The sequence below is a fragment of the Pseudomonas sp. Marseille-Q1929 genome (assembly GCF_017316265.1).
In the GTDB taxonomy this organism is placed as follows: Bacteria; Pseudomonadota; Gammaproteobacteria; order Pseudomonadales; family Pseudomonadaceae; genus Aquipseudomonas.
In genome coordinates, this window is sequence record NZ_JAFLWU010000013.1 from 105430 (window position 1) to 127587 (window position 22158).

Annotated in this window: 20 protein-coding genes; 10 read left to right on the top strand and 10 right to left on the bottom strand. The window is 59.5% G+C overall.

What is annotated here, in order from left to right; translation table 11 throughout:
* Positions 1–183: 183 nt before the first annotated feature.
* A complete protein-coding gene (locus tag J1G37_RS16010; protein ID WP_124527816.1) occupies positions 184–1062 on the top strand; it encodes a DMT family transporter in 879 nt (292 codons plus the stop codon).
* 1 nt (position 1063) lies between these two features.
* Here the strand turns inward: J1G37_RS16010 and J1G37_RS16015 are convergent, their stop codons facing one another.
* Entirely contained in the window at positions 1064–2398 is a 1335-nt protein-coding gene (locus tag J1G37_RS16015) for an MFS transporter (protein WP_017737397.1), read from the bottom strand.
* Between the two features lie 212 nt (positions 2399–2610).
* Between J1G37_RS16015 and quiC the strand changes: the two genes are divergently transcribed.
* Both quiC and J1G37_RS16025 read left to right on the top strand, forming a co-directional pair.
* Complete coding sequence (gene quiC, locus J1G37_RS16020) at positions 2611–4512, top strand: 3-dehydroshikimate dehydratase QuiC (protein ID WP_207043218.1); 1902 nt, start codon at positions 2611–2613, stop codon at positions 4510–4512.
* A gap of 80 nt (positions 4513–4592) precedes the next feature.
* Positions 4593–5258 (top strand): TetR/AcrR family transcriptional regulator, encoded by a 666-nt coding sequence (locus tag J1G37_RS16025; RefSeq protein ID WP_017737399.1) that lies wholly within the window; start codon positions 4593–4595, stop codon positions 5256–5258.
* A gap of 73 nt (positions 5259–5331) precedes the next feature.
* Here the strand turns inward: J1G37_RS16025 and J1G37_RS16030 are convergent, their stop codons facing one another.
* Both J1G37_RS16030 and aroQ read right to left on the bottom strand, forming a co-directional pair.
* Positions 5332–6180 carry a shikimate dehydrogenase gene (locus tag J1G37_RS16030; RefSeq protein ID WP_207043219.1) on the bottom strand — a complete coding sequence of 283 codons (849 nt, stop codon included), beginning with the start codon at positions 6178–6180 and terminating at the stop codon, positions 5332–5334.
* Positions 6177–6617 (bottom strand): type II 3-dehydroquinate dehydratase, encoded by a 441-nt coding sequence (gene aroQ / locus J1G37_RS16035; protein ID WP_124527811.1) that lies wholly within the window; start codon positions 6615–6617, stop codon positions 6177–6179. Before aroQ ends, J1G37_RS16030 begins: the two co-directional genes overlap by 4 nt.
* Positions 6618–6859: 242 nt before the next feature.
* On the opposite strand from aroQ, the gene J1G37_RS16040 reads away from it, so the two are divergent.
* Both J1G37_RS16040 and J1G37_RS16045 read left to right on the top strand, forming a co-directional pair.
* A complete protein-coding gene (locus J1G37_RS16040) occupies positions 6860–7288 on the top strand; it encodes a DUF4160 domain-containing protein (RefSeq protein ID WP_207043220.1) in 429 nt (142 codons plus the stop codon).
* Positions 7267–7749, top strand: coding sequence for a DUF2442 domain-containing protein (locus J1G37_RS16045; RefSeq protein ID WP_207043221.1), 483 nt, complete (start codon positions 7267–7269; stop codon positions 7747–7749). Before J1G37_RS16040 ends, J1G37_RS16045 begins: the two co-directional genes overlap by 22 nt.
* Before the next feature lie 141 nt (positions 7750–7890).
* Here the strand turns inward: J1G37_RS16045 and trmA are convergent, their stop codons facing one another.
* Entirely contained in the window at positions 7891–8970 is a 1080-nt protein-coding gene (gene trmA / locus J1G37_RS16050) for a tRNA (uridine(54)-C5)-methyltransferase TrmA (protein ID WP_124527808.1), read from the bottom strand.
* On the bottom strand, positions 8967–10262 hold the full coding sequence (locus tag J1G37_RS16055) for an NCS2 family permease (RefSeq protein ID WP_017737405.1): 1296 nt from the start codon (positions 10260–10262) through the stop codon (positions 8967–8969). Before J1G37_RS16055 ends, trmA begins: the two co-directional genes overlap by 4 nt.
* 222 nt (positions 10263–10484) lie before the next feature.
* Here J1G37_RS16055 and J1G37_RS16060 point away from each other — a divergent pair, with 222 nt between their 5' ends.
* On the top strand, positions 10485–10931 hold the full coding sequence (locus J1G37_RS16060) for a DUF4879 domain-containing protein (protein ID WP_207043222.1): 447 nt from the start codon (positions 10485–10487) through the stop codon (positions 10929–10931).
* Positions 10932–11023: 92 nt separating this feature from the next.
* Here J1G37_RS16060 and J1G37_RS16065 read toward each other — a convergent pair whose 3' ends face one another.
* A complete protein-coding gene (locus tag J1G37_RS16065) occupies positions 11024–13975 on the bottom strand; it encodes a membrane-targeted effector domain-containing toxin (protein WP_242551610.1) in 2952 nt (983 codons plus the stop codon).
* A 140-nt stretch (positions 13976–14115) separates the two neighbouring features.
* Positions 14116–15354, bottom strand: coding sequence for an MFS transporter (locus J1G37_RS16070; RefSeq protein ID WP_207043223.1), 1239 nt, complete (start codon positions 15352–15354; stop codon positions 14116–14118).
* 317 nt (positions 15355–15671) lie between these two features.
* Here J1G37_RS16070 and J1G37_RS16075 point away from each other — a divergent pair, with 317 nt between their 5' ends.
* The 3 genes from J1G37_RS16075 to J1G37_RS16085 are packed head-to-tail and all read left to right on the top strand — an operon-like array spanning position 15672 to position 18300.
* Positions 15672–17111: a cytochrome ubiquinol oxidase subunit I gene (locus J1G37_RS16075; RefSeq protein ID WP_017737408.1), complete on the top strand. Its 1440-nt coding sequence runs from the start codon at positions 15672–15674 to the stop codon at positions 17109–17111.
* Position 17112: 1 nt separating this feature from the next.
* Positions 17113–18120, top strand: coding sequence for a cytochrome d ubiquinol oxidase subunit II (gene cydB, locus J1G37_RS16080; RefSeq protein WP_124527804.1), 1008 nt, complete (start codon positions 17113–17115; stop codon positions 18118–18120).
* A 12-nt stretch (positions 18121–18132) separates the two neighbouring features.
* Positions 18133–18300 (top strand): DUF2474 domain-containing protein, encoded by a 168-nt coding sequence (locus tag J1G37_RS16085; protein ID WP_017737410.1) that lies wholly within the window; start codon positions 18133–18135, stop codon positions 18298–18300.
* 67 nt (positions 18301–18367) lie between these two features.
* Here J1G37_RS16085 and J1G37_RS16090 read toward each other — a convergent pair whose 3' ends face one another.
* Complete coding sequence (locus J1G37_RS16090) at positions 18368–19492, bottom strand: methyltransferase (protein ID WP_207043287.1); 1125 nt, start codon at positions 19490–19492, stop codon at positions 18368–18370.
* Positions 19493–19651: 159 nt separating this feature from the next.
* Complete coding sequence (locus tag J1G37_RS16095) at positions 19652–20362, bottom strand: LuxR family transcriptional regulator (RefSeq protein WP_207043224.1); 711 nt, start codon at positions 20360–20362, stop codon at positions 19652–19654.
* 456 nt (positions 20363–20818) lie between these two features.
* Here J1G37_RS16095 and J1G37_RS16100 point away from each other — a divergent pair, with 456 nt between their 5' ends.
* On the top strand, positions 20819–21595 hold the full coding sequence (locus J1G37_RS16100) for a ferredoxin--NADP reductase (protein ID WP_207043226.1): 777 nt from the start codon (positions 20819–20821) through the stop codon (positions 21593–21595).
* A gap of 45 nt (positions 21596–21640) precedes the next feature.
* Here the strand turns inward: J1G37_RS16100 and mscL are convergent, their stop codons facing one another.
* Complete coding sequence (mscL, locus tag J1G37_RS16105; protein ID WP_017737414.1) at positions 21641–22057, bottom strand: large-conductance mechanosensitive channel protein MscL; 417 nt, start codon at positions 22055–22057, stop codon at positions 21641–21643.
* Between the last annotated feature and the right edge of the window lie 101 nt (positions 22058–22158).

Genomic DNA, 22158 nt, shown 5'->3' on the forward strand with positions numbered 1-22158 from the left:
AGCGGCAGGCCTTGGTTAAAAAGTGTGCAACGTACGGGCAAACGTGGGACGTTGGACTTCAATCCCGTGATTTAGTGCGCTGTTCGCACAGTGTTTGGTTATGCTCTTGGGGCAGACGCAGGCCCGGCTGCTAAATTACCGGGTTGAGCAGCCCGCGTTCAGCCCGTCATGCAAGAGAACTCAATGACCGTCAGCACTCCCCTCTCCGGCGTCAACCATCCCTTCAAAGGCATTTTGCTGATTGTGGTGGCGACTTTCCTGTTCTCCAGCCACGACGCCTTGTCCAAATACCTCGCCGGGTTCTACCCGATCGTGATGGTGGTGTGGGCGCGCTACCTGGTGCACACCTTGCTGATGGCCGGGATTTTCCTGCCGCAATCAGGCCTGCGCGTGCTGCGCAGCAAACGGCCGGGCATGCAGGTGGTGCGCGCGTTGTGCCTGTTGGGCACGAGCCTGTTCTTTACCGCGGCGCTGCATTACATCCCGTTGGCGGAAGCCACGGCGGTGAACTTCCTCGCGCCGATCCTGGTGACAGCCCTCTCGGTGCCGCTGCTCGGCGAGCACGTCACACGCGGCCAGTGGCTGGCGGTGATCTGCGGGTTTGTCGGCGTGTTGATCATCATCCACCCCGGCGGTGAACTGTTCACCCCGGCGGTGCTGCTGCCGCTGTGTTCGGCGCTGTTCTTCTGCTTCTACCAGTTGCTCACGCGCATCCTCAGCCAATACGACACACCGACCACCAGCAATTTCTTCGCCGGCCTGTGCAATACCTTGGTGATGAGTGCGCTGGTGCCGTTCTTCTGGCAGATCCCGACGTGGTGGCACGGGGTGTTGATGCTGGCGCTGGGCACCTGCGGGATGACCGCGCACTTGCTGTTGACCCAGGCGTTCCGCTTCGCGGCGCCGGCCTTGCTGGCGCCGTTCGGCTATTGCCAGATCGTGTTTGCGGGGTTGTTGGGCTGGCTGGTGTTCAACCATACCCCCGACGTGACCACGGTAGTCGGCATCGGGGTGATCTGCATGAGCGGGTTGGCCGCTGCCTGGCAGCAGCGGCGTAGGTAGATTAAACGTCTACGGTAGGAATCTTGCGCGGGGCCATGAAGTACATCCACGTCAGCGCAATGAAGTACATCGCCGGGATCAGGGTGAACAACACGGTGTAGTTGTTGTTGGTCACGGTGAGGATGTGGCCGACGATCTGGGTCATGAACATGCCGCCGATAGCCGCGCACATGCCGCCGAAACCGAACACCGTGCTCATCATGTGCTTGGGCGTGTAGTCCATCACCAGGCTCCAGATGTTGGCGGTCCAGGCCTGGTGCGCACCGATGGCCAGGGAGATGGCAAACACCGCGACCCACAGTTGGCTGGAACCGGCAGCCATGATCACGCCGACGATGCAGCAGGCGAACAGCAGCATCGACAGCAACCGCGCCTTGATCGAGTTCATGCCACGGCCGATCAGGAACGACGACAGAATCCCCCCACCCACACTGCCGAAGTCGGCTGTCAGATAGATGATGATCAGCGGGATGCCCATCTGGGTCACGTTGATGCCCAGGTTGTATTGCTGGTTGAGGAACGGCGGCAACCAGTACAGGTAGAACCAGAACACCGGCGCGGTCAGCGCGTAGGCAATGGCGAAGGCCCAGGTGCCGCGCATGCGCAGGATACGGCTGAACGGCACGCCCGGTTGTTCAGGCTCGACTTCCCGTTGCACGTAGTCCAGTTCCGATTGCTTAACGCTCGGATGGTCTTCCGGGTTGTAGTACTTCAAGCCCCAGAACACCAGCCAGATCGCGCCCAGCGAAGCCATGCACAGGAACGCGGCTTGCCAGCCCCACACGTGCAGGATCAGCGGCAGCAGCATCGGCGTCATCATCGCGCCAACGTTGGTGCCGGCGTTGAAGATACCAGTGGCCACCGCACGCTCGCCGGCGGGGAACCACAGGCGCGTGGTCTTGACGCAGGCCGGGTAGTTGGCGGCCTCGGTCAGCCCGAGGATAAAGCGGCAGACCATAAAGCCCACTGCCGACGTCGCCAAGCCGTGGGCGCCGGTGGCCAGGCTCCACAACAGCACGGCGCAGAAGAACACGCGTTTGACGCCGACGCGGTCGATCAAGCGGCCTTGCAGCACAAAGCCGATGGCGTAGCCGACCTGGAACCAAAAGTTGATGTTGGCGTAGTCCATCGCCGTCCAGCTCATTTCCTTGGCCAGGATCGGTTGCATCACGCCCAGGGCGGCGCGGTCGATGTAGTTGAGGGTGGTGGCGAAGAACACCAGGGCCAACATGCCCCAGCGAGTCTTGCCCACGGCCATGGCGCCGCGGATCTTGTCGCCGATGCCGGCGTGCGGGGTGCCGGGGCGCGCGGCCAGGGCGGAATTTTGCAGAGGCATGAGGTCGTACCCGTTTTTTGAAATTTTTATGGTGTGTTCTGGGTCAGGTTGCGGAGTCGATGGTGCGCAGCGGCTAAAAAATCGTCAATTCGCCAAAGCGGCTTAGTGTTCGATAATCGCACCAAAAACTAACCGGTTCGTACATTTTAATTGCTGTGGGTAGACTGGGGGCGAATAATTTGGCGCAAACAATAATTGCCGGGAGTCGCCCCATGCAACGTTCCATTGCCACCGTTTCCTTGAGCGGCACCCTGCCGGAAAAACTCGAAGCCATTGCCGCCGCCGGATTTGATGGCGTGGAGATCTTCGAGAACGACCTGTTGTATTACGACGGCAGCCCCCGCGAAGTTAGGCAAATGTGTGCCGACCTGGGGATTGCCATCACGTTGTTCCAGCCGTTTCGCGACTTTGAAGGCTGCCGCCGCGACCGCCTCGCACGCAACCTGGAGCGCGCCGAGCGCAAGTTCGACCTGATGCAGGAACTGGGCACCGACCTGGTACTGGTGTGCAGCAACGCCTCCGCCGATTGTGTCGGCGATGAGCGCATTTTACTCGATGATCTCAGCCTGTTGGCCGAACATGCCGGCCGCCGTGGTTTGCGCATCGGCTATGAAGCGCTGGCCTGGGGCAAGCATGTGAACACCTGGCAGCAGGTGTGGAACCTGGTGCGCCAGGTCGATCACCCCGCCCTCGGCGTGCTGCTCGACAGCTTCCACACCTTGTCGCTCAAGGGCGACCCGAGTGGCATCGCGCAGATCCCCGGTGACAAGATTTTCTTTGTGCAGATGGCCGACGCGCCGATCCTGGCCATGGACGTGCTGGAGTGGAGCCGGCATTTCCGCTGCTTCCCGGGGCAGGGCGAATTCGATTTGGCGGGCTTTCTTGCACCGATCATCCAGAGTGGCTACACCGGGCCCTTGTCCCTGGAGATTTTCAACGACGGTTTCCGCGCCGCGCCGACCCGGGCGAATGCGGCGGACGGCCTGCGCTCCTTGCTGTACCTGGAAGAGAAAACCCGCGAGCGCCTGCAACAGCAAGCCCCGGCGCAACCGGTGGAGATTCTGTTCGACACCCCGGCCGCCAGCGAATACGACGGCATCGAGTTCCTTGAGTTTGCCGTGGACGAAAGCCTCGGCGCCAAGCTGACCCATTGGCTGGAGCGCCTTGGCTTCGTCAAGGCCGGCCAGCATCGCTCCAAGAGCGTGAGCCTGTTGCGCCAGGGTGATATCAACCTGATCCTCAATTGCGAGCCTTACTCCTTCGCCCACAACTTTTTCGAGGCCCACGGCCCGTCGTTGTGCGCCACGGCGCTGCGGGTCAAGGACAGCGCCAAGGCCCTGGAGCGGGCGGTGGCCTACAAGGGCCAGCCCTATCGCGGCTTGGTCGGCCCCAATGAGCTGGAACTGGCCGCCGTGCGTGCGCCGGATGGCAGCCTGATTTACCTGGTGGACCCCAGCGAAGGCACGCTGTACGACACCGACTTCAACCTGCAAGCCGCGCCGCCTGCCGGTGGTGGCTTACTGCGCATCGACCATATGGCCATGGCCCTGCCGGCCGACAGCCTCGACAGTTGGGTGCTGTTTTACAAGAGCCTGCTGGATTTCGAGGCCGACGACGAAGTGGTGTTGCCCGACCCGTACGGTTTGGTGAAAAGCCGCGCGCTGCGCAGCCGTTGCAGTTCGATCCGTCTGCCGCTGAATATTTCCGAGAACCGCAACACGGCGATTTCCCACGCGCTATCGAGCTATCGCGGTTCGGGTGTGCACCACATTGCCTTCGACTGCGCGGACATTTTCGCCGAGGTACGCCGGGCCAAAGACGCGGGCGTGCCGCTGCTGGACATCCCGCTCAACTACTACGATGACCTCGCCGCGCGGTTTGATTTTGACGATGAGTTCCTCAGCGAACTGGCGTACTACAACGTCCTGTACGACCGTGACGCCAATGGTGGCGAGCTGTTTCACGTGTACACCGAACCGTTCGAAGGGCGGTTCTTCTTCGAGATCATCCAGCGTAAAAATGGTTATGCCGGCTACGGCGCAGCCAATGTGGCGGTGCGCCTGGCGGCCATGGCCAAATCCCGCAGCGGTGCGGTGCGCCAAGCGCGGTTGTGAGCAATGGCGCGGTGCTTCCTTCGGGGAGCGCCGCAGCCCATAATCGGCGCCTGCACAATAAAAACGGCCGTGAGCGCACCATGACCCTGACTCCCGACCTCTCCGCTGCGTCCGAAACGCCGCGCAAGAGTCGTAAGAACAACCCGGAAAAGACCCGCGAAAATATCCTGCAGGAAGCGATCGTCGAGTTTGTCCAGCAAGGCCTGTCCGGCGCGCGCGTGGACGCCATCGCCGAGCGCATCCACACCTCCAAACGCATGATCTATTACTACTTCGGCAGCAAGGAGCAGCTGTACGTCGAGGTGCTGGAGAAGCTCTACGGCGACATCCGCAACACGGAAACCCGGATGAACCTCACCGCCCTGGAGCCCCGTGAAGCAATCCGTCGGCTGGTGGAATTCACCTTTGATCACCACGACCAGAACGTGGATTTTGTGCGCATCGTCAGCATCGAAAATATCCACAACGCCGAGTATGTGAAGCGTTCGGAGTCGATCAAGGCGATGAACAGCAACATCCTTGAAGCGCTTGGCGCGACGTTGCGGCGTGGGGCTGAGATGGGTGTGTTTCGTGCGGGGCTGGAACCGTTGGATGTGCACCTGCTGATCAACTCATTCAGCTTCTACCGGGTGTCCAACCGCCATACCTTTAGTGAGATTTTTCAGATAGAGCTGTCGGATGAGGCCATCAAGCAGCGGCATCGGGACATGATTTGTGAGTCGGTGATGCGGTACTTGCAGGCCTGACTCTTCAGGTTGGAACACAACCCCTGTGGGAGCAGGCAAGCCAGCTCCCACAGATTGGATTGGCTGTGCATCCTTAGTGATTCATGGCCTGAAAGTGCGCCAACATCCGCTGCGCGTCCGGCGCTTCGCCACTGAACAGCTCAAACGCCTTCACCGCCTGAAACACCGCCATATTGCCGCCATCCAGCGTACGGCAACCCAGGGCCCGGGCATCCCGCAGCAGTGCTGTTTCCAGCGGGAAATACACAATTTCGGCCACCCACAGTTCTGCCCTCAGCAAGGCAGCTGGAACCGGTGTGCCCGGCAGCTTCGCCATGCCCATCGGCGTGGTGTTGACCACACCATCGGCCTCGGCCATGGCATTTTCCAAGTGGCCGCCGACCTGGGCGCGGCCCGGGCCGAAACGCTGGCTGAGGTTGTCCACCAGGTCCTGGGTGCGGCTGTTGTCCAGGTCGAAAATGCTCAAGTGCTCGACACCTTCGGCCAGTAGCGCGTGGGCCACCGCCGCACCTGCGCCGCCAGCGCCCATTTGCACGACACGCCGGCGCACGACATCACTCAAGTTACGGCGAAAACCCTCCGCGAATCCCAGGCAGTCAGTGTTGTGGCCAATGCGCTTGCCGTCCTTGAACACCACCGTATTCACCGCGCCAATTCCCCGAGCCTCGTCGGACAAGTCATCGAGCAACGGCAGGATCGCCTGCTTGCACGGGTAGGTAATGTTCAGGCCGGTGAACTGCATCAACTCGGCGGCGTCCAGCAGGTCGGGCAGGGCGTCGACGTTCAGCTGCAGCGGGTCCAGATCGATCAGGCGATACAGGTAGCGCAAGCCTTGGGCGTCACCTTCCTGTTCATGCAGGGCGGGGGTGCGGGAAGCCTGGATGCCGGAGCCGATCAGGCCGGCGAGAATGCGCGGCTTCATGCGTTCAACACCTGGCTGAAATGTTCCAGGGCCAAGTGGTAGCCATGGCTGCCAAACCCGGCCAGCACGGCTTTGGCGATGGGCGACACAAAGGAGTGATGACGGAATGCTTCACGGGCATGCACGTTGGATAAATGCACTTCGATCACCGGCACTTCACTGGCCACCAGCGCGTCGCGGATGGCGACGGAGGTGTGGGTCCACGCGGCCGGGTTGATCACGATACCGGCGCAACGGGTGCGGGCACCGTGGATCCAGTCGAGCAGTTCGCCTTCGTGGTTGGTCTGGCGGAATTCGATTTTCAGCCCGAGCTTTTCGGCGCTGCGCCCGCACAGCGCGGCGATGTCGGCCAGGGTTTCATGGCCGTAGGTTGCAGGCTCACGGGTGCCGAGCAGGTTGAGGTTGGGGCCGTTGAGCACCAGCACGATAGGCGGCATGGGAGGGTCTCCACAGTTATTGTTAGTTGTGGAAGTAAAATGTACTGAATGGTTAATTTGGTCAATCGACGGCTGAAGATATGTTCGATTACCGCACGGTTATGCGCGGTAACAACACTGCATTCGACGCTTGGTTCCCGGTTACTAGTCTGTGAAACAGCTTCAGGATTTTGGAGCCGGTTGTCGGGTGGCAGGGGGTGAAATTGTTACCGGGCGGAAAATAACCTAACGGATGGGTTACGATGCGAATAGGCACTTACAAGGGATTTGTGATTTCAGTATTGCTCAGGGATGAACATTGCCCACCGCATGTTCATGTGCGGGGCGCGGGTTGGGATGCGCGCTTTCGTTTCAGCTTTCTGGATGGCGACGTGGAGTTATGGGATGTGGACCCTGAACGGCGGCGGCCGCCCGGTGCAGTTCTGCTGGGCATTCGCGCGGCGTTGATGCAGCGGCATTATCTGGCGCGGGCGCGAAGGATTTGGTGGGAGAAAATTCAGACGGTTTGCCTGGAGAACCATTCCTGGGACTTGGGGGCGGATGAAGTGGTGCCGGGATTGGTCATCCGGCCGGGTGTTCATGTAATTGCACGCGCTTGGCACGATGCTGTGGGGCAGCAGACAATTTTGAATCTGGTGAGGATCCCAGTATGGGTGAAGATAAATTTGTAAAAGTCGTAAAAGCCAAAGTCCGGCCCTACGTGCCGCTCACCGAGGCCGATATCGATAAGGCGATAGCCCGCGGGCGCAAGACCAGGCATTTGTACGCCAACGCCAGTTCGGTGAGCTATGAGGACAAGAGCATTTCCATCGGCTTCAGCGACGGCAGCCGGGTCTCGCTGCCCGTGGCGGGCCTTCCCGAGTTCGAGGGGTTTTCCTTGGAGGACTTCCAGCAATTGGAGGTCGGTTTCGGCGGCAAGGCACTGTGCTGTGAACCCCAGGACCTGGACGTGTCCATCACCGGCCTGATTGCCACGAGCCAGCCCCTGATGGACCTGGCCGTGAGCCTGGTGGCTGCGCGCAACGGTCGCAAGCGCAGCGCCGCCAAGGCTGCCGCTGCCCGTGCCAATGGCAAGAAGGGCGGGCGGCCGCGCAAGGACACTCCGAAACCCGGCGATTCAACTGATGCGTGAAAATCTATGTTGGGAGTGGGCTTATGTGGGAGCTGGCTTGCCTGCGATAGCGGGCTGTCAGTTAGCCCATCAGTGCCTGAAACACCGCTATCGCAGGCAAGCCAGCTCCCACAAAGGCCTGCACCCACAGGGGGATAAGATTCAGCGACGAGTCAGCAAGACACCTGATTCCATATGGTGCGTCCACGGGAACTGGTCAAACATCGCACACTGGGTAATACGGTGCGTGTCATGCAGTTGCGCGATGTTCGCCGCCAATGTCTCTGGGTTGCACGAGATGTACAGGATGTTGTCGAAACGCCGGGTCAGCTCGCAGGTGTCCGGGTCCATGCCTGCACGCGGCGGATCGACGAACACGCTGCCGAATTCGTAGCTCTTGAGGTCGATGCCGTGCAAGCGACGGAACGGGCGCACTTCATTCAGGGCTTCGGTGAGTTCTTCGGCGGAGAGGCGCACCAGGGTGACGTTCTCCACCGCATTTTCATCGAGGTTGCTCAGGGCGGCATTGACCGAGGTCTTGCTGATCTCGGTGGCCAGCACTTTGCGCACGCGGGTGGCCAGGGGCAGGGTGAAGTTGCCGTTGCCGCAGTACAGCTCCAGCAGGTCATCCGGGCGATCGCCCAGCGCTTCATAGGCCCAGTTGAGCATCTTCTGGTTCACGGTGCCGTTGGGCTGGGTGAACGCGCCTTCGGGTTGGCGATAGCTGAAGGTGCGACCGCCGACGTCGAGTTTCTCCACCACGTAGTCCTGGCCGATCACATCGCGTTTGCCCTTGGAGCGGCCGATGATGCTCACGTTCAAGTCTGCCGCCAGTTTGTTCGCGGCGGTGTGCCAATGCTCGTCCAGCGGGCGGTGATAGCACAGGGTGATCATCGCGTCGCCGGCCAGGGTGGTGAGGAACTCCACCTGGAACAGCTTGTGGCTCAGGGCGGCGCTGGCTTGCCAGGCGGCCTTGAGTTGCGGCATCAACTGGTTGATGCGCAGGCTGGCGATGGGGAATTCTTCGATCAGGATCGGCGTGCGCTTGTCGTCCTGGGAAAACATCGCGTAGTGGCGATCACCGCCTTCGCGCCACAGGCGGAACTCCGCCCGCAGGCGGAAGTTCTGCAGCGGCGAGTCGAATACCTGTGGTTCAGGCGCATCGAACGGGGCCAACAGGTCACGCAAGCGCGTGACCTTGTCTTGCAGTTGAGCGGTGTAGCTTGCGGCGTCAAAAGTCATGCGTTGAACCAGCCCAGCTTGATCACAAACAGAATCGACAGAATCACCAGCGCCGGGTTCAGCTCACGGTAGCGGCCCGAAAGCAGCTTGATGGCGGTCCAGGCGATGAAACCGAAGGCGATGCCGTTGGCGATGGAGTAAGTGAAGGGCATCGCCAGGGCGGTGATCACCACCGGCGCTGCAACAGTGATGTCATCCCAGTCGATTTCTGCCAGGCCCTGGGTCATCAGTACGGCCACGAACAGCAGCGCTGGCGCGGTGGCGAAGGCCGGGACGCTGCCTGCCAATGGCGAGAAGAACAACGCCAGCAGGAACAGGATCGCCACGACGATGGCGGTCAAGCCGGTGCGGCCGCCGGCGCTCACGCCCGCTGCGGATTCAATATAGCTGGTGGTGGTCGACGTACCCAGCAGCGAACCGGCCATGGCGGCGGTGCTGTCGGCGATCAGCGCACGGCCCATTTTTGGCATGTGGCCGTCCTTGCCCATCAGGCCGGCGCGCTTGGCGACGCCGATCAGGGTGCCGGAGTTGTCGAACAGGTCCACGAACAGGAAGGCGAAGATCACGCTGACCAAGCCGATATCCAGCGCGCCCTTGATGTCCAGTTGCAGGAAGGTCGGGCCCAGGGACGGTGGCATCGACACTACGCCGCCGAACGGGGTTACGCCCAAGGCGATCGACGCAATGGTCACCGCGAGGATGCCGATCAGCACCGCGCCGCGCACGGCCAGGGCTTCCAGCGCGACGATCAGCACGAAACCGAGGGTGGCAAGGATCGGCGCCGCTTTGGTCAGGTCACCGAGGCCAACCATGGTGGCCGGGTTGCTGACGACGATGTCGGCGTTGTGCAGGGCGATCAACGCCAGGAACAGGCCGATACCCGCGGCAATCGCCGAGCGCAGGGGCAGTGGGATGGCGTTGATGATCCACTCACGGATGCGGAAGATCGACAGCAGGAAGAACAACACCGCCGAAATGAATACCGCGCCCAGCGCCACCTGCCAGGTATGGCCCATGTGCAGGACCACGGTGTAGGTAAAGAAGGCGTTGAGGCCCATGCCCGGCGCGAGTGCGATCGGGTAGTTGGCGATCAGGCCCATCACGGTCGAACCGATGGCCGCCGCCAGGCAGGTCGCGACAAACACCGCGCCCTTGTCCATGCCGGTCTGGCTGAGGATGCTCGGGTTGACGAACAGGATGTAGGCCATGGCCAGGAATGTGGTGATACCCGCGAGAATCTCGGTGCGCACATTGGTGTTGTGGGCTTTGAGTTGAAACAGCTTTTCCAGCATGCCGGCTCCCTGTGACGCTATTTTGCGTCGTGATTTGTTGACCTCTAAGTCAAAGCACAAACTGCGCCAAGCGCCTGTGGTTTCAGAGAGGATCGGAAAAAGCGGCGCATCATACCAGCAGCCGAGGCCCTGTGGTGTTCGGCCTCGCCCTTGTGAACAATCGCTCAGGATCATGGCCTTGAGGCATACTGCGCCGACGTTCAAACCAGGGTCATCGACAGCATGAAAAAAGCCAACGCGTGGAGTCTAGCTCTGATCCCTTGTCTCGGCCTGTGGCTCGGCGCAGCACCGGCGTGGGGCGCGACTGCACCGCCGTTGAGCGAGGTGCGGGTGTTCAAGGTCGAGTCGGCGCGCTGCACTGAAACCATTCCCGAACGCGCGCAGGGCACGCAGATGTGTACCCACCGTGGGCCCACCAAAGTCTCGGTGATGGAAGTCGGCCTGGGCAACAACCCCGTGGGCCGCTTCGATGGTGCCGAGCTGAACGGGCAGCGCACGCCGGTGTGCCAGGTTGGCAGCGTCAGCGAGGTGTGCAACGGCGCTGGCACGTTGATGGGCTACATCTATGTGTTCGACCTGAATGTCGAAGCCCAAGGCTGGTTTGAATACAGCAACTCGTCGATCAACGGCCCGCAGAACACCCTGAAGACCTTACTCAATATCCGTTGATCCATTGCCGGGTACGCCACCGTTTTTGAGTTCCCAAGGGCAGGTCACTCAAAAAACGGTGGGGGCTTCAGACGCTTTCTGTTGCTCTGCGCTCAATGAGTTCCCAGGTCAATATATATTGCGGTCTTGTCACGCGATTGAGTGATCGAGGTTGGGGTGTTTGAAGGAGCATTGTCGATGGACACTCCCGTTGCGCCCGTCAGCTCCGAGATGCCTCGAACGGGAGGTTCACCGTCGTAGGTGAATACGTGGTCGCTACCGACTCTTGCCACCCATTTCTCCCCCGGGTTCATTGCCTGATCGTGCTCGATCACTTTGCTGGCGTAGAAGTTCATGTTTTTCAGTCGCCTGGTTTTTGGTTCAGCAGAGGGCACGTCAATCGCTTTGACTCGAATACCGTTCTTTCGCATGGTTAAAAGGAGATTTCTATTCGTATAAGGCTCATGCCCGAGGTGCGCACGGTCGATCAACTTTAAGTTCTGGCGCAGCGCGGGTGAGAACTCACCCGTTTCGAAAAATTTGTCCAGGTCGGGTTGAAGTGAATGTTCGAACCCTTCCGAATAATACGTGCTCACTTTGTTTGCCTTAAAGCGCTCGGCATTGTCGATAGAGAAGCGCAGCGCAGCAGACTGGCTATGATCCTCGCCGATAATCATGCCAGGTGACTTTTGATACACCGTATCAATGACGTCGCTTTGCGACGCGTTTTTGGGCAGATCTGAAAGTGTTGGACGGGCCTTTGTCTTTGCGCTTTTGTGATACGTGTCGGCATCCTGCTTAAGGCGTTTATCGATTTTTTCGGTCGTTTTCGATGAGTGAGGTTCTTCTTTGGTCGGGTAGTCGTAGGCGCCAGGATCAAACTCTTGAGCCCCGGAGTCTTTCTTTTGCCAAGGGAGTTTTATCCCTCCCTGCACGCGAACCGCTTCCCATGTCTCGTCGCCGACGTTGCGAACCGTCATCACGGGTTTGCGGGTGAATGGGTCGATAATCTCGACGGTGTCGCTGCCCAGTTTAAAGTTGCTCTTGATCTCAAATACCCGGGTGGTGTTTTCGTCAAAGCTCACTTTGATCAACCACCGGTCTTCACCGCGCGAGCCTTTGACGTAATAGACACCGTTGGCGTTTGGGGTGACGCCTGAGATCAGTTGTTCACCGTCCTCAACGGCGTAGTCCTTGATTTCATTCGACTCAATGCCAGGTTTTGGATTGGTGTGCGGTTCAATTTCATTTTCTGGCGCCGGCGTAGAGGGGGTTGTTTCGCTGCTGGGCGGCACGGCCTCCTCCTCGGGTATTGTCCGTGGAGGTTTGACTTCATCGACGACACCTTCGCCAGCACTGCCCCCTTTAAAGATACGAGGGGCTACGACCGACGCGGCATTGAATACGCCAAAGATGATTCGTTCATTGCCTTTGGGTTTATCTTTTATTTTATCGTCGATCCCTATACCCGTTGAGATTGCCCCTACCGTCAGGTAGAACACTCCCAGCGCCGCCTCGACCTCAGGCATCACTAAAGCCAGCGGGGCTAGGAACAGCGCAGCTTTCATGGCTTTGTCCACGAAGGCCAGGACATTTTTTTTATTGACGTCTGCATCAGTGGTTATTTCAGTGGCGGCATCGGCGTATGAGCGATCCTTTTGGCGCTTAGCGACTTCATCGAACGGCAGGTTGCTGGGCTCGGTCGTGATGAAATCCTGCGGGTCCCAGTACCCGGTAAATGCCCGATGGTCATAGGAAAACAACCCGCCAGGTGTTTCGCGTTTTTGCGGCCAAGTTCCCAGCCCGGCGAGGGTCTCGTCTATACCCGCTTGCGCGTAGCCGTTGGGCTTGTCCTTAAGGGGAAAGTGCGCGGCCATGGCTTCACGTTTAACCGGATCAGCCATTTGCCCGGCGAGCCATGTTTTCATTTCAGCCTGGCTACTGAAACTGTGAATGGGTGAGGAGTTCCCTGGTATGTAAAGCAGGGTCAGGGGAGGGATCTTGTTTCCGTTGGCGTCCAGTTTGACTTTGGTATCGGTGATGTACATAAGGTCGGTGGACTGATAGTTGCCAAGTTTTAGCAACCCAACTTCAATGTTAGGGTCCTTGGGTGGGTTCTTTTGCAGTTGTTCATACGTGATATCCGGCCATGACGCTTGGTTGTCTGGTAAACCTGCAGCCCGTCTAGCCAGGTCCCGACCCTCGGCGGTCAGGCTTCCCTCCTGGTGCTGGGCCATGGCTGATTTGGCGAAAGATGCTTTGGCTATCGTCGGATATTGTTCTTTGTGACGGCTCCAGAACGTGTCCAGGAACGTCGTGTAGGGTGTCTGAAAGTCGGCCTTCCAAATCAGGCTCTTGAACTCTTTTGGCGTGATCGAACTTTGATTTCCACCGTTGTACACCGGCGCAGCTTCTTCAGCGGATTCAATGTAAATCCCTTGATAGGTGTGCGTGATGTCAGATTTTTCACTGTTTGGGTTAAAGCGGCTCGGGAAGTCAAATACGCCAGGCTTTTTGGTTTTTATGTCGGGCTTGACGATTACCTCTGGGCCGCCCGGGTAGTAGGGCACCAAGTAGCCTTTTCCTTCTGGGGTATCTTGTGCGTTCGTGATGAGCGCCTGGGTCAGGGAGATTCTTTTGATGACTTTTGCGGGATAAGGGGGCTCCCCCGTGGTGTTGTAATCGAACGTAACCAGAAAAGTGTTATCCGGGTCTATATCCCACTTTTCCTTTTCGGCAGGTGACTGTGCCTTCGCGGCCATCTCGGCGAATTTTTTCTTGAGGAAGAGGGAGGCTTCTTGTGAGACGGTTTTGTACGACTCGTTAAGTTCCGTCGTGACGGGGTCGATGCTGGGGTTGGGGCCCACATTGGCGGGTACAGATATTTTCTGCCCAACTTCGATATTTTTGTCGGGTTCAGGGTTGTCACTGACACTGTTTTCCTGACTTGGATTTGAGTTGATAGCCCGTTTGTCACGAGTGGGCGGATCAGCGTTCTCTTGGTGAGATAACGCTGGCTCAGGAAAGATGCGCTGAGTGGGCGAGGTTGTAGCGTGGATGTGCATAGATGTCGTCCAGAAGTGTTTCTCGGTAATAAGCTCCTTTTGTGTGGCTGCGTAGTAAGAAGAGTTCCGGCGCCTGTATCAGCTTCTTCATCCTCTGAGGTACGACATTGCGCCGGCGAAATGGACCAATGTAACGGTGTTTAAGCGCTTTTCTGCTCCGCCGGCACATGCATGCGGTCGCGATTGGCCAGGGTCGGGAACAGTTTGATCCACGTCCCGGTCACCACCAGCGTGCCGATCCCGCCCATGACTACCGCTGGCACGGTGCCAAACCAGTGGGCGGTAATCCCCGATTCAAACTCGCCCAACTGGTTGGACGCGCCAATAAACAGGCCGTTGACCGCGCTGACCCGACCGCGCATTTCATCCGGCGTCTCCAACTGCACGAACGATGCACGGATCACCATGCTGATCATGTCGGCCGCGCCCAGCACCACCAGCACCGCCAATGAAAACCAGAACGAGGTCGACAGGCCGAACGCGATGGTCGCCACGCCAAACACGCCGACGGCGGTGAACATCACGCGGCCGACGTGGCGGTCTACCGAGAACCGCGCCAACCACAACGACATCAACAACGCCCCCACTGCCGGCGCCGAGCGCAACAGGCCCAGGCCCCAGGCGCCGGTCAGCAGAATGTCCTTGGCGAACACCGGCAGCAACGCGGTGGCGCCCCCCAGCAGCACGGCGAACAGGTCCAGGGAGATAGCGCCGAGGATGTCCGGGCGGCTGCGGATAAAGCGGATGCCGGCCAGCAGCGAATCCAGGGTGGCCTTGCCTTTGTTGAGCGGCGTCTGGCGGGCGGGCAGGTTGAGGGTCAGCCCGCAAGCAATCAGGTACAGCACCACGGTGGGGCCGTACACCCACACGCTGCCAAACGCATAGAGCAAACCGCCGAGGGCCGGGGCGACGATGGTTGCCAGTTGCTGGGCCGACTGCGACGACGCCACCGCGCGCGGGAACAACGCGCTGGGCACGATGCTCGGCAGCAACGCCTGGGTGGTGGGCATTTCAAAGGAGCGTGCGGCGCCGAGCAGGAAGGCGAGGATAAAGATCATCTCGCGGGTGACGTTGCCGGTCAGGCCGCCAATGGCCAGCGATAGTGCAATCAACGCCTGCAGTGTCTGGCAGATGGCCGCGACCTTGCGCCGTTCATAGCGGTCGGCCACATGCCCGGTGTGCAGCATGAATAGTACGCGCGGGACGAACTCCACCAAGCCGACCAAACCCAGGTCGAGCACGTTGCCGGTCAATTGGTAGAGGTTCCAGCCAATGGCCACGGTGAGCATCTGGAAGCCGCTGGCGGTGAAGATGCGCGCCAGCCAGAACGCGATGAAAGGGCGGTGGTGGCGCAACAGCAACACGGGTTCACTGGGCATCGGGAATTCAGGTCAGGGCCGGAGGAGAGGCCGAGATTAGCATTAAGTTGTAACAGATAGTTGCTGAAACTGAGCTGAGACAGTCTGTCACGCGGCAAAAGACCACGCCGTCCTACATTGAAAATGGGACTACTCTTTCAGCAATGCTTGATCCAGATCAAAACCTCCCCAGGGATTGCTCTGGCGGCCTTAGGGCCTGATTCCCTACGTGGTTGGTTAAAAAAAGAACGAATTGAAATTCGCCAGACTCCATATCCGTGGGGGCAGTGGGTGCAGGCTCCCGCCAGCAGCCGGTATTACCTGACAGAGGAAGACTTATGTTCGGTTTGGAGGCGCTAGATCTCGCCCGAATTCAATTCGCGTTCACCATCTCATTCCACATCCTGTTCCCGGCGATCACCATCGGCCTGGCCAGTTACCTTGCGGTGCTGGAAGGCCTGTGGCTCAAGACCCACAACGACACCTACCGCGACCTCTACCATTTCTGGTCGAAGATCTTTGCCGTCAACTTCGGCATGGGCGTGGTGTCCGGGTTGGTGATGGCCTACCAGTTCGGCACCAACTGGAGCCGCTTCTCGGACTTCGCCGGCGCCGTCACCGGGCCGCTTCTTACATACGAAGTGCTCACGGCCTTCTTCCTTGAGGCGGGTTTCCTCGGGGTGATGCTGTTCGGCTGGAACAAGGTGGGGCGCAAGCTGCACTTTTTCGCCACGGTGATGGTGGCCGTCGGGACGTTGATCTCCACCTTCTGGATCCTTGCGTCCAACAGCTGGATGCAGACGCCCCAGGGCTTCGAAATCATCGACGGCCGAGTCATTCCGACCGATTGGCTGGCGGTGATCTTCAACCCATCCTTCCCTTACCGCCTGGCGCACATGGCTACGGCAGCGTTTGTGGCCACCGCGTTTTTCGTCGGTTCCTCCGCCGCCTGGCACTTGCTGCGTGGCAAGGACAACCCGGCGATCCGCAAAATGCTCTCGATGGCGATGTGGATGGCCCTGATCGTTGCGCCTATCCAGGCGGTGATCGGTGACTTCCACGGCCTCAATACCCTGAAGCACCAACCGGCGAAAATCGCCGCGATTGAAGGCCACTGGGAAAACAAAGGCAATGAGCCGACCCCGCTGATCCTGTTCGGCTGGCCGGACATGAAGGCGGAAAAGACCAAGTACGCCGTCGAAATCCCCTACCTGGGCAGCCTGATCCTGACCCACTCCCTGGACAAACAGGTGCCGGCCCTCAAGGAGTTCCCGCCTGAGGATCGCCCCAATTCGACCATCGTGTTCTGGTCGTTCCGGGTCATGGTCGGCCTGGGCTTCCTGATGATCTTCACCGGTCTGTTCAGCCTTTGGTTACGCCGGGGCGACAAGATGTACACGTCCAAGCCGTTCCTGTACCTGGCGCTGTGGATGGGACCGTCGGGGTTGATCGCGATTCTCGCCGGTTGGTTCACCACTGAAATCGGTCGCCAGCCGTGGGTGGTCTACGGGCTGATGCGCACGGCGGATGCGTCCTCCGGGCATAGCCTGGTGCAGATGACGATCACCCTGGTGTTGTTCGTGGTGGTGTACTTCGCGCTGTTCGGCGCCGGTCTGGGCTACATGATGCGTCTGGTGCGCAAAGGTCCGCAGACCCACGAAGGCGATGAGCCGACCCACGGTGGTCCTGGCCAGAAACGCACCCCAGCCCGTCCTCTGTCTGCCGCCGATGATGGCAGCGATGACGACCACACCCACATCCAGCACAAGGGGCATTGAGATGGGTATTGATCTTCCGCTGATCTGGGCCGTGATCATCATCTTCGGCATCATGATGTACGTGGTCATGGACGGCTTCGACCTGGGTATCGGCATCCTCTTTCCGTTTATCCCGGGCAAGACCGACCGTGACGTGATGATGAACACCGTCGCCCCGGTGTGGGACGGCAACGAAACCTGGCTGGTCCTCGGCGGCGCGGCGTTGTTCGGCGCGTTCCCACTGGCGTATTCGGTGGTGTTGTCGGCGCTGTACCTGCCGCTGATTCTGATGCTGATCGGCCTGATCTTCCGTGGCGTGGCCTTCGAGTTCCGCTTCAAGGCCAAGGACGATAAGCGTCACCTGTGGGACAAGGCGTTTATCGGCGGCTCGCTGGCGGCGACGTTCTTCCAGGGCGTGGCGCTGGGGGCGTTTATCGATGGCATCCCGGTGGTGGACCGCCAGTTCGCCGGCGGCTCGCTGGACTGGGCGACGCCCTTCACGATGTTCTGCGGTGTGGCGCTGATCGTGGCCTACGCGCTGTTGGGCTGCACCTGGCTGATCATGAAGACCGAAGGCTCGTTGCAGGAAAAGATGCACAACCTGGGGCGGCCGTTGGCCTTCGCACTGTTGGCGGTGATTGGCATTGTCAGTATCTGGACGCCGCTGGCGCACCCGGAAATCGCTGCGCGCTGGTTTACTTTGCCGAACCTGTTCTGGTTCCTGCCGGTGCCGATCCTGGTGCTGGTGACCCTGTACGGTTTGATCCGCGCCGTGGCGCGCAATGCGCACTACACGCCGTTCCTACTGACGCTGGTGCTGATCTTCCTCGGCTATAGCGGCCTGGGGATCAGCCTGTGGCCGAACATCATCCCGCCGTCCGTGTCGATCTGGGATGCCGCCGCGCCGCCGCAAAGCCAGGGCTTCATGCTGGTGGGCACGCTGTTTATCATCCCGTTCATCCTGGGCTACACCTTCTGGAGCTATTACGTGTTCCGCGGCAAGGTCACCCACGAAGACGGTTATCACTAGGAGGGTCGTTCCATGTCCGGCAAACCTTCGTTGCACGAGATTGAACAGGCCGAGAAGCAGCCACTGTGGCGGCGCTTGGGGTGGTTGGCGATGATCTGGACCGGCAGCGTGCTGGCCCTGTTTGTCGTGGCCAGCCTGATGCGTATGTTCATGAATGCGGCGGGCCTGAGCACACACTGACATCCCAAAACCGGGCTTGATGGCCCGGCCTTTCAACCCTGCCCTTCGCAAGAGCGGCAGGGTTTTTTTACTTGCGCGCCTTGAGGATCACGAATTTTGGCGTGGTGGCGACTTGCTCTACGCCGCGAAACAGCCGTGCCAGCTTGGTGTGATAACCCAAGTGGCGGTTGCCGACTATATAAAGGGCGCCACCCACCACCAGTGTTTCCCGTGCCTGCTGGAACATGCGCCAGGCGAGGAAGTCGCCGACCACTTGCTGCTGGTGGAACGGCGGGTTGCACAGCACCACGTCCAGGGAATCGGGCTCCTGGCCGGCCAGGCCATCGGCGGCGCGAACGATCACCTCACGTTGGCCGAGGGCGGCTTGCCAGTTCTCCTGCGCCGACTGCACGGCCATATAGGACTCGTCCACCAGGGTGTACTGCGCGTCGGGGTTTTGCAGGGCGCTGGCAATCGCCAGCACGCCGTTGCCGCAGCCGAGGTCCGCGACGCGGGCACTTCCAAGGTTTTTCGGCAGGTGCGGCAGGAAGGCCCGCGTGCCGATATCCAGGCCTTCGCGGCAAAACACGTTGGCATGGTTGAGCAGTTCGATGGCGGGCGTGTCCAGCATGTAGCGGGTCGGGTAGGGCGAGACCGCCAGGGGGCGATCCTCAACGGTGGCGATCAACAGCCGCGCTTTTTTTACGGCGAGCGAGGCGTGCATCGGCCCGATATAACGCTCCAGTAACTCCCCGGCGGCCCGGGGCAAGTGCTTGATCATCGCCCCGGCGATGACTTCGGCGCCGGGTGCGAGTTGGCCTTGCAGGCGAATCAGTTGCTCTTCCAGCAGCGCCAGGGTCTTGGGGACACGGATCAGGACCCGGTCAAAGGGCCCGCTCGGCACCTGGCTGGCAGGTATGAACTGCACCGTATCGAAGGCCTTGCCGTTGCGCGCCAGGTTCTTCTCAAGCCCCTGGGCCGCGAGGAACGAGTCGCCGCTGGAGGTCACCTGCACCCGGCCTTCCAGGCTGGCAGCCAGGGCACCAAAGCTGTCGTTGAGCACCAGCACGCGGGTGGCGGCGCTCGGCTGCTGTTGCGCCAAATGGCTGAGCAGGTACTCGTCGGCGGCATCGAAGGCTTGCAGCGGATCGTTGTGTTGTTCTGGCTGGCGAATCAGATCGAGCTGGGCGAAGGGGCTTTCGAGCAGGGGCATGGCGGGGAGGCTCTGGGTCATCGATGGGTGTTCGGCAGTTGCCGGCCAAACCGTCTGAGTGAACGGCGAGGCGAGACCCGGAGGCTGCTTCATCACTCAGAATTGGCCGTAAATGTTACGTTTTTTCCGATCGGATTACATGGGGTGTTTCTGCACTGTCTAGAAAAGCCCTGCTCTGGACGCGCAGAGAACGGCAGCGATCTTGTTGGTGACACCGAGCTTTTTGAGTGCGCTGCTGATGTGAAAGCCTACCGTGCGCGGTGAGATCGAGATAATGCTCGCGATTTCTTCCGCGGTCTTGCCCATGCCTGACCACTTGAGAATTTCTGTTTCTCGCGCCGTCAGCGTGCAAGGGGAGTTGATACTGGACTTGTCCGCGTACTGCTGTGCAACGGCAGCGTGCATGGCATGGCACAACCACAAGACGTTGCCGGCCTTTTCATACAGCTCTTGCGGGCTGACTTCACCGGTACTGCGCCCCAGCGTCAGCATGCTATAGACACCCTGGAAGTCGTGGACAGGTTGTGTCCATGCCTGATGCACTCCAAACGATTGGGCCAGTGACCACAACCCAGGTGCGGCACTGAACGCCTTCTCTTCCCATACGATAGGCAGTACGCAGCGTTTGCAGTGGGCAACTACAGGGTCTACATCAAAGAAGTGAGCTTGTTGATAGAGATTGCTCCATCCATTTGGATAGTTGTTGATTTGGATCGGCTTGGTTTGGTTGTTGGGTAGTTGAGAACTCATTGTGAAGGAACAGTATTGGAAGCCGAGTTCAAGGATATGGTGGGTGACCATGTCAAAAATTGCTTCGATCTCGCTTTTATCTTCCAGTTTGGGGAGCCGAGTATTACGCCAGTTCACCATTGGTAAATCTCCATGGGTTTCTGCGTGGCTTGGGTACGTCCTCATCCCAGAGCTGCACGAAAATTAGTGTAGGACATGCCTTACACGGTTATGAGAAAAAAAATTGAATTTCTGCCGGGTCGTACAGGGCTTGTTTGTGTGCGCGGAGCAGCTTTTTGACACGATAATCTACCGGTCGATGATTTTTTATTAAATTTAAGGGGTTGTAGGTAGTGTCAGGGTGATGGCGGTTACAGGGGGCTTTTCATCTAGTGGTAAATCGCGCGCGTGTTAATAGCCAAATAGTTAGTCGGAACTAATGCCGTCGGTTTTAGCCCGATGGGCTTGAACATTTGACGCACTTTCCCGCGTGCGCAATGCAAACGCTCTGGCCCGCGGCAATGCCAGTACAAATCAACGGTGTTTGCGCACACGGCTTTGAGCGACACTAGGCGCCTGTGTAAAACGGAGTTCCCCATGACGGCCAGTGCTGAGAAATTTACCCGGCAGACCTTGCTCGACGTGCAATCGCTGACCCCAAGCCTCTTCACCTTGCGCACCACCCGTGATCCAGGCTTTCGGTTCACCGCCGGCCAGTTCGTACGCCTGGGCGTGACCAAGGCGGATGGCAGCACCGTATGGCGTGCTTATTCCATCGTGTCGTCGCCATTTGACGAGCATCTGGACTTCTTTTCCATCGTCGTCCCCGGTGGTGAGTTCACCAGCGAGCTGAGCCGCTTGCAGGTAGGCGATACGTTGATGGTGGAACGCCAGGCCACGGGCTTCCTGACCCTGAACCGTTTTGTCGACGGGCGTGACTTGTGGCTGTTGGGCACGGGCACCGGGGTGGCGCCGTTCCTGTCGATCCTGCAGGACTTCGAAGTCTGGGAGAAGTTTGAGCGCATCATCCTGGTGTACAGCGCCCGGGAGGCCAAGGAGCTGGCGTACCAGTCACTGATCAATACATTGGGCGAGCGCGAATACCTGGCCGAGTACGCGCACAAACTCACCTACATCCCCATCGTCACTCGCGAGCAGCACCCGGGCGCCTTGAACGGGCGCATCACCACGCTGATCGAAAATGGCGAACTGGAGCGCGCCGCAGGCGTTGAGCTAGCCCCGGAACATTCCCGGGTGCTGATTTGCGGCAACCCGCAGATGGTCGATGACACCCGCCAGTTGCTCAAGCAGCGCGACATGCAACTGAGCCTGAGCCGACGCCCGGGCCAGGTGGCGGTGGAAAACTACTGGTAATAAAAAAGGCACCTCATGCAGGCGCCTTTTTCAAACCCGCTCCTGTCAGAGCGGTTTGTCGTTCTGTGCCTTGAGCAGATCGCGGATCTCACCCAGCAACACTTCTTCCTTGGTCGGCGTCGGCGGCAGGCTTGGCGCCACGGCCTCTTCACGCTTCAGGCGGTTGATCGCCTTCACGCCCATGAAGATCGCAAACGCGACGATCACAAAGTCGATCACGCTTTGGATGAACTTGCCGTACGCCAGCACCACCGCAGGCACGTCGCCTTGTGCGGCCTTGAGCGTTATCGCCAAATCACCAAAGTCCACGCCGCCGATCAACAGACCGATGGGTGGCATCACCACGTCGCCTACAAACGAGGAAACAATTTTGCCGAAGGCTGCGCCGATGATGATACCGACGGCCATATCGACCACATTACCTTTGACCGCGAAGGCCTTGAACTCACTGATCACGCCCATAGGTTATTCCTTGTTACAGATGAGAAGGGTGGAGGTCAGTGTAAGTCAGTCGTAGAGGGCTTGCGCGACACAACTGTTAACACTGTTAGGTTTTATCGACA

Bases quoted from the DNA above. Each gene is read 5' to 3' on its own strand.
- J1G37_RS16065 (WP_242551610.1), bottom strand. From the start codon at position 13,975: ATGCACATCCACGCTACAACCTCGCCCACTCAGCGCATCTTTCCTGAG.
- J1G37_RS16055 (WP_017737405.1), bottom strand. From the start codon at position 10,262: ATGCTGGAAAAGCTGTTTCAACTCAAAGCCCACAACACCAATGTGCGC.
- J1G37_RS16045 (WP_207043221.1), top strand. From the start codon at position 7,267: ATGGGTGAAGATAAATTTGTAAAAGTCGTAAAAGCCAAAGTCCGGCCC.
- quiC (WP_207043218.1), top strand. From the start codon at position 2,611: ATGCAACGTTCCATTGCCACCGTTTCCTTGAGCGGCACCCTGCCGGAA.
- J1G37_RS16025 (WP_017737399.1), top strand. From the start codon at position 4,593: ATGACCCTGACTCCCGACCTCTCCGCTGCGTCCGAAACGCCGCGCAAG.
- J1G37_RS16100 (WP_207043226.1), top strand. From the start codon at position 20,819: ATGACGGCCAGTGCTGAGAAATTTACCCGGCAGACCTTGCTCGACGTG.
- J1G37_RS16030 (WP_207043219.1), bottom strand. From the start codon at position 6,180: ATGAAGCCGCGCATTCTCGCCGGCCTGATCGGCTCCGGCATCCAGGCT.
- J1G37_RS16070 (WP_207043223.1), bottom strand. From the start codon at position 15,354: ATGCCCAGTGAACCCGTGTTGCTGTTGCGCCACCACCGCCCTTTCATC.
- J1G37_RS16010 (WP_124527816.1), top strand. From the start codon at position 184: ATGACCGTCAGCACTCCCCTCTCCGGCGTCAACCATCCCTTCAAAGGC.
- J1G37_RS16085 (WP_017737410.1), top strand. From the start codon at position 18,133: ATGTCCGGCAAACCTTCGTTGCACGAGATTGAACAGGCCGAGAAGCAG.
- J1G37_RS16060 (WP_207043222.1), top strand. From the start codon at position 10,485: ATGAAAAAAGCCAACGCGTGGAGTCTAGCTCTGATCCCTTGTCTCGGC.
- J1G37_RS16040 (WP_207043220.1), top strand. From the start codon at position 6,860: ATGCGAATAGGCACTTACAAGGGATTTGTGATTTCAGTATTGCTCAGG.
- trmA (WP_124527808.1), bottom strand. From the start codon at position 8,970: ATGACTTTTGACGCCGCAAGCTACACCGCTCAACTGCAAGACAAGGTC.
- cydB (WP_124527804.1), top strand. From the start codon at position 17,113: ATGGGTATTGATCTTCCGCTGATCTGGGCCGTGATCATCATCTTCGGC.
- J1G37_RS16015 (WP_017737397.1), bottom strand. From the start codon at position 2,398: ATGCCTCTGCAAAATTCCGCCCTGGCCGCGCGCCCCGGCACCCCGCAC.
- mscL (WP_017737414.1), bottom strand. From the start codon at position 22,057: ATGGGCGTGATCAGTGAGTTCAAGGCCTTCGCGGTCAAAGGTAATGTG.
- J1G37_RS16095 (WP_207043224.1), bottom strand. From the start codon at position 20,362: ATGGTGAACTGGCGTAATACTCGGCTCCCCAAACTGGAAGATAAAAGC.
- J1G37_RS16075 (WP_017737408.1), top strand. From the start codon at position 15,672: ATGTTCGGTTTGGAGGCGCTAGATCTCGCCCGAATTCAATTCGCGTTC.
- J1G37_RS16090 (WP_207043287.1), bottom strand. From the start codon at position 19,492: ATGCCCCTGCTCGAAAGCCCCTTCGCCCAGCTCGATCTGATTCGCCAG.
- aroQ (WP_124527811.1), bottom strand. From the start codon at position 6,617: ATGCCGCCTATCGTGCTGGTGCTCAACGGCCCCAACCTCAACCTGCTC.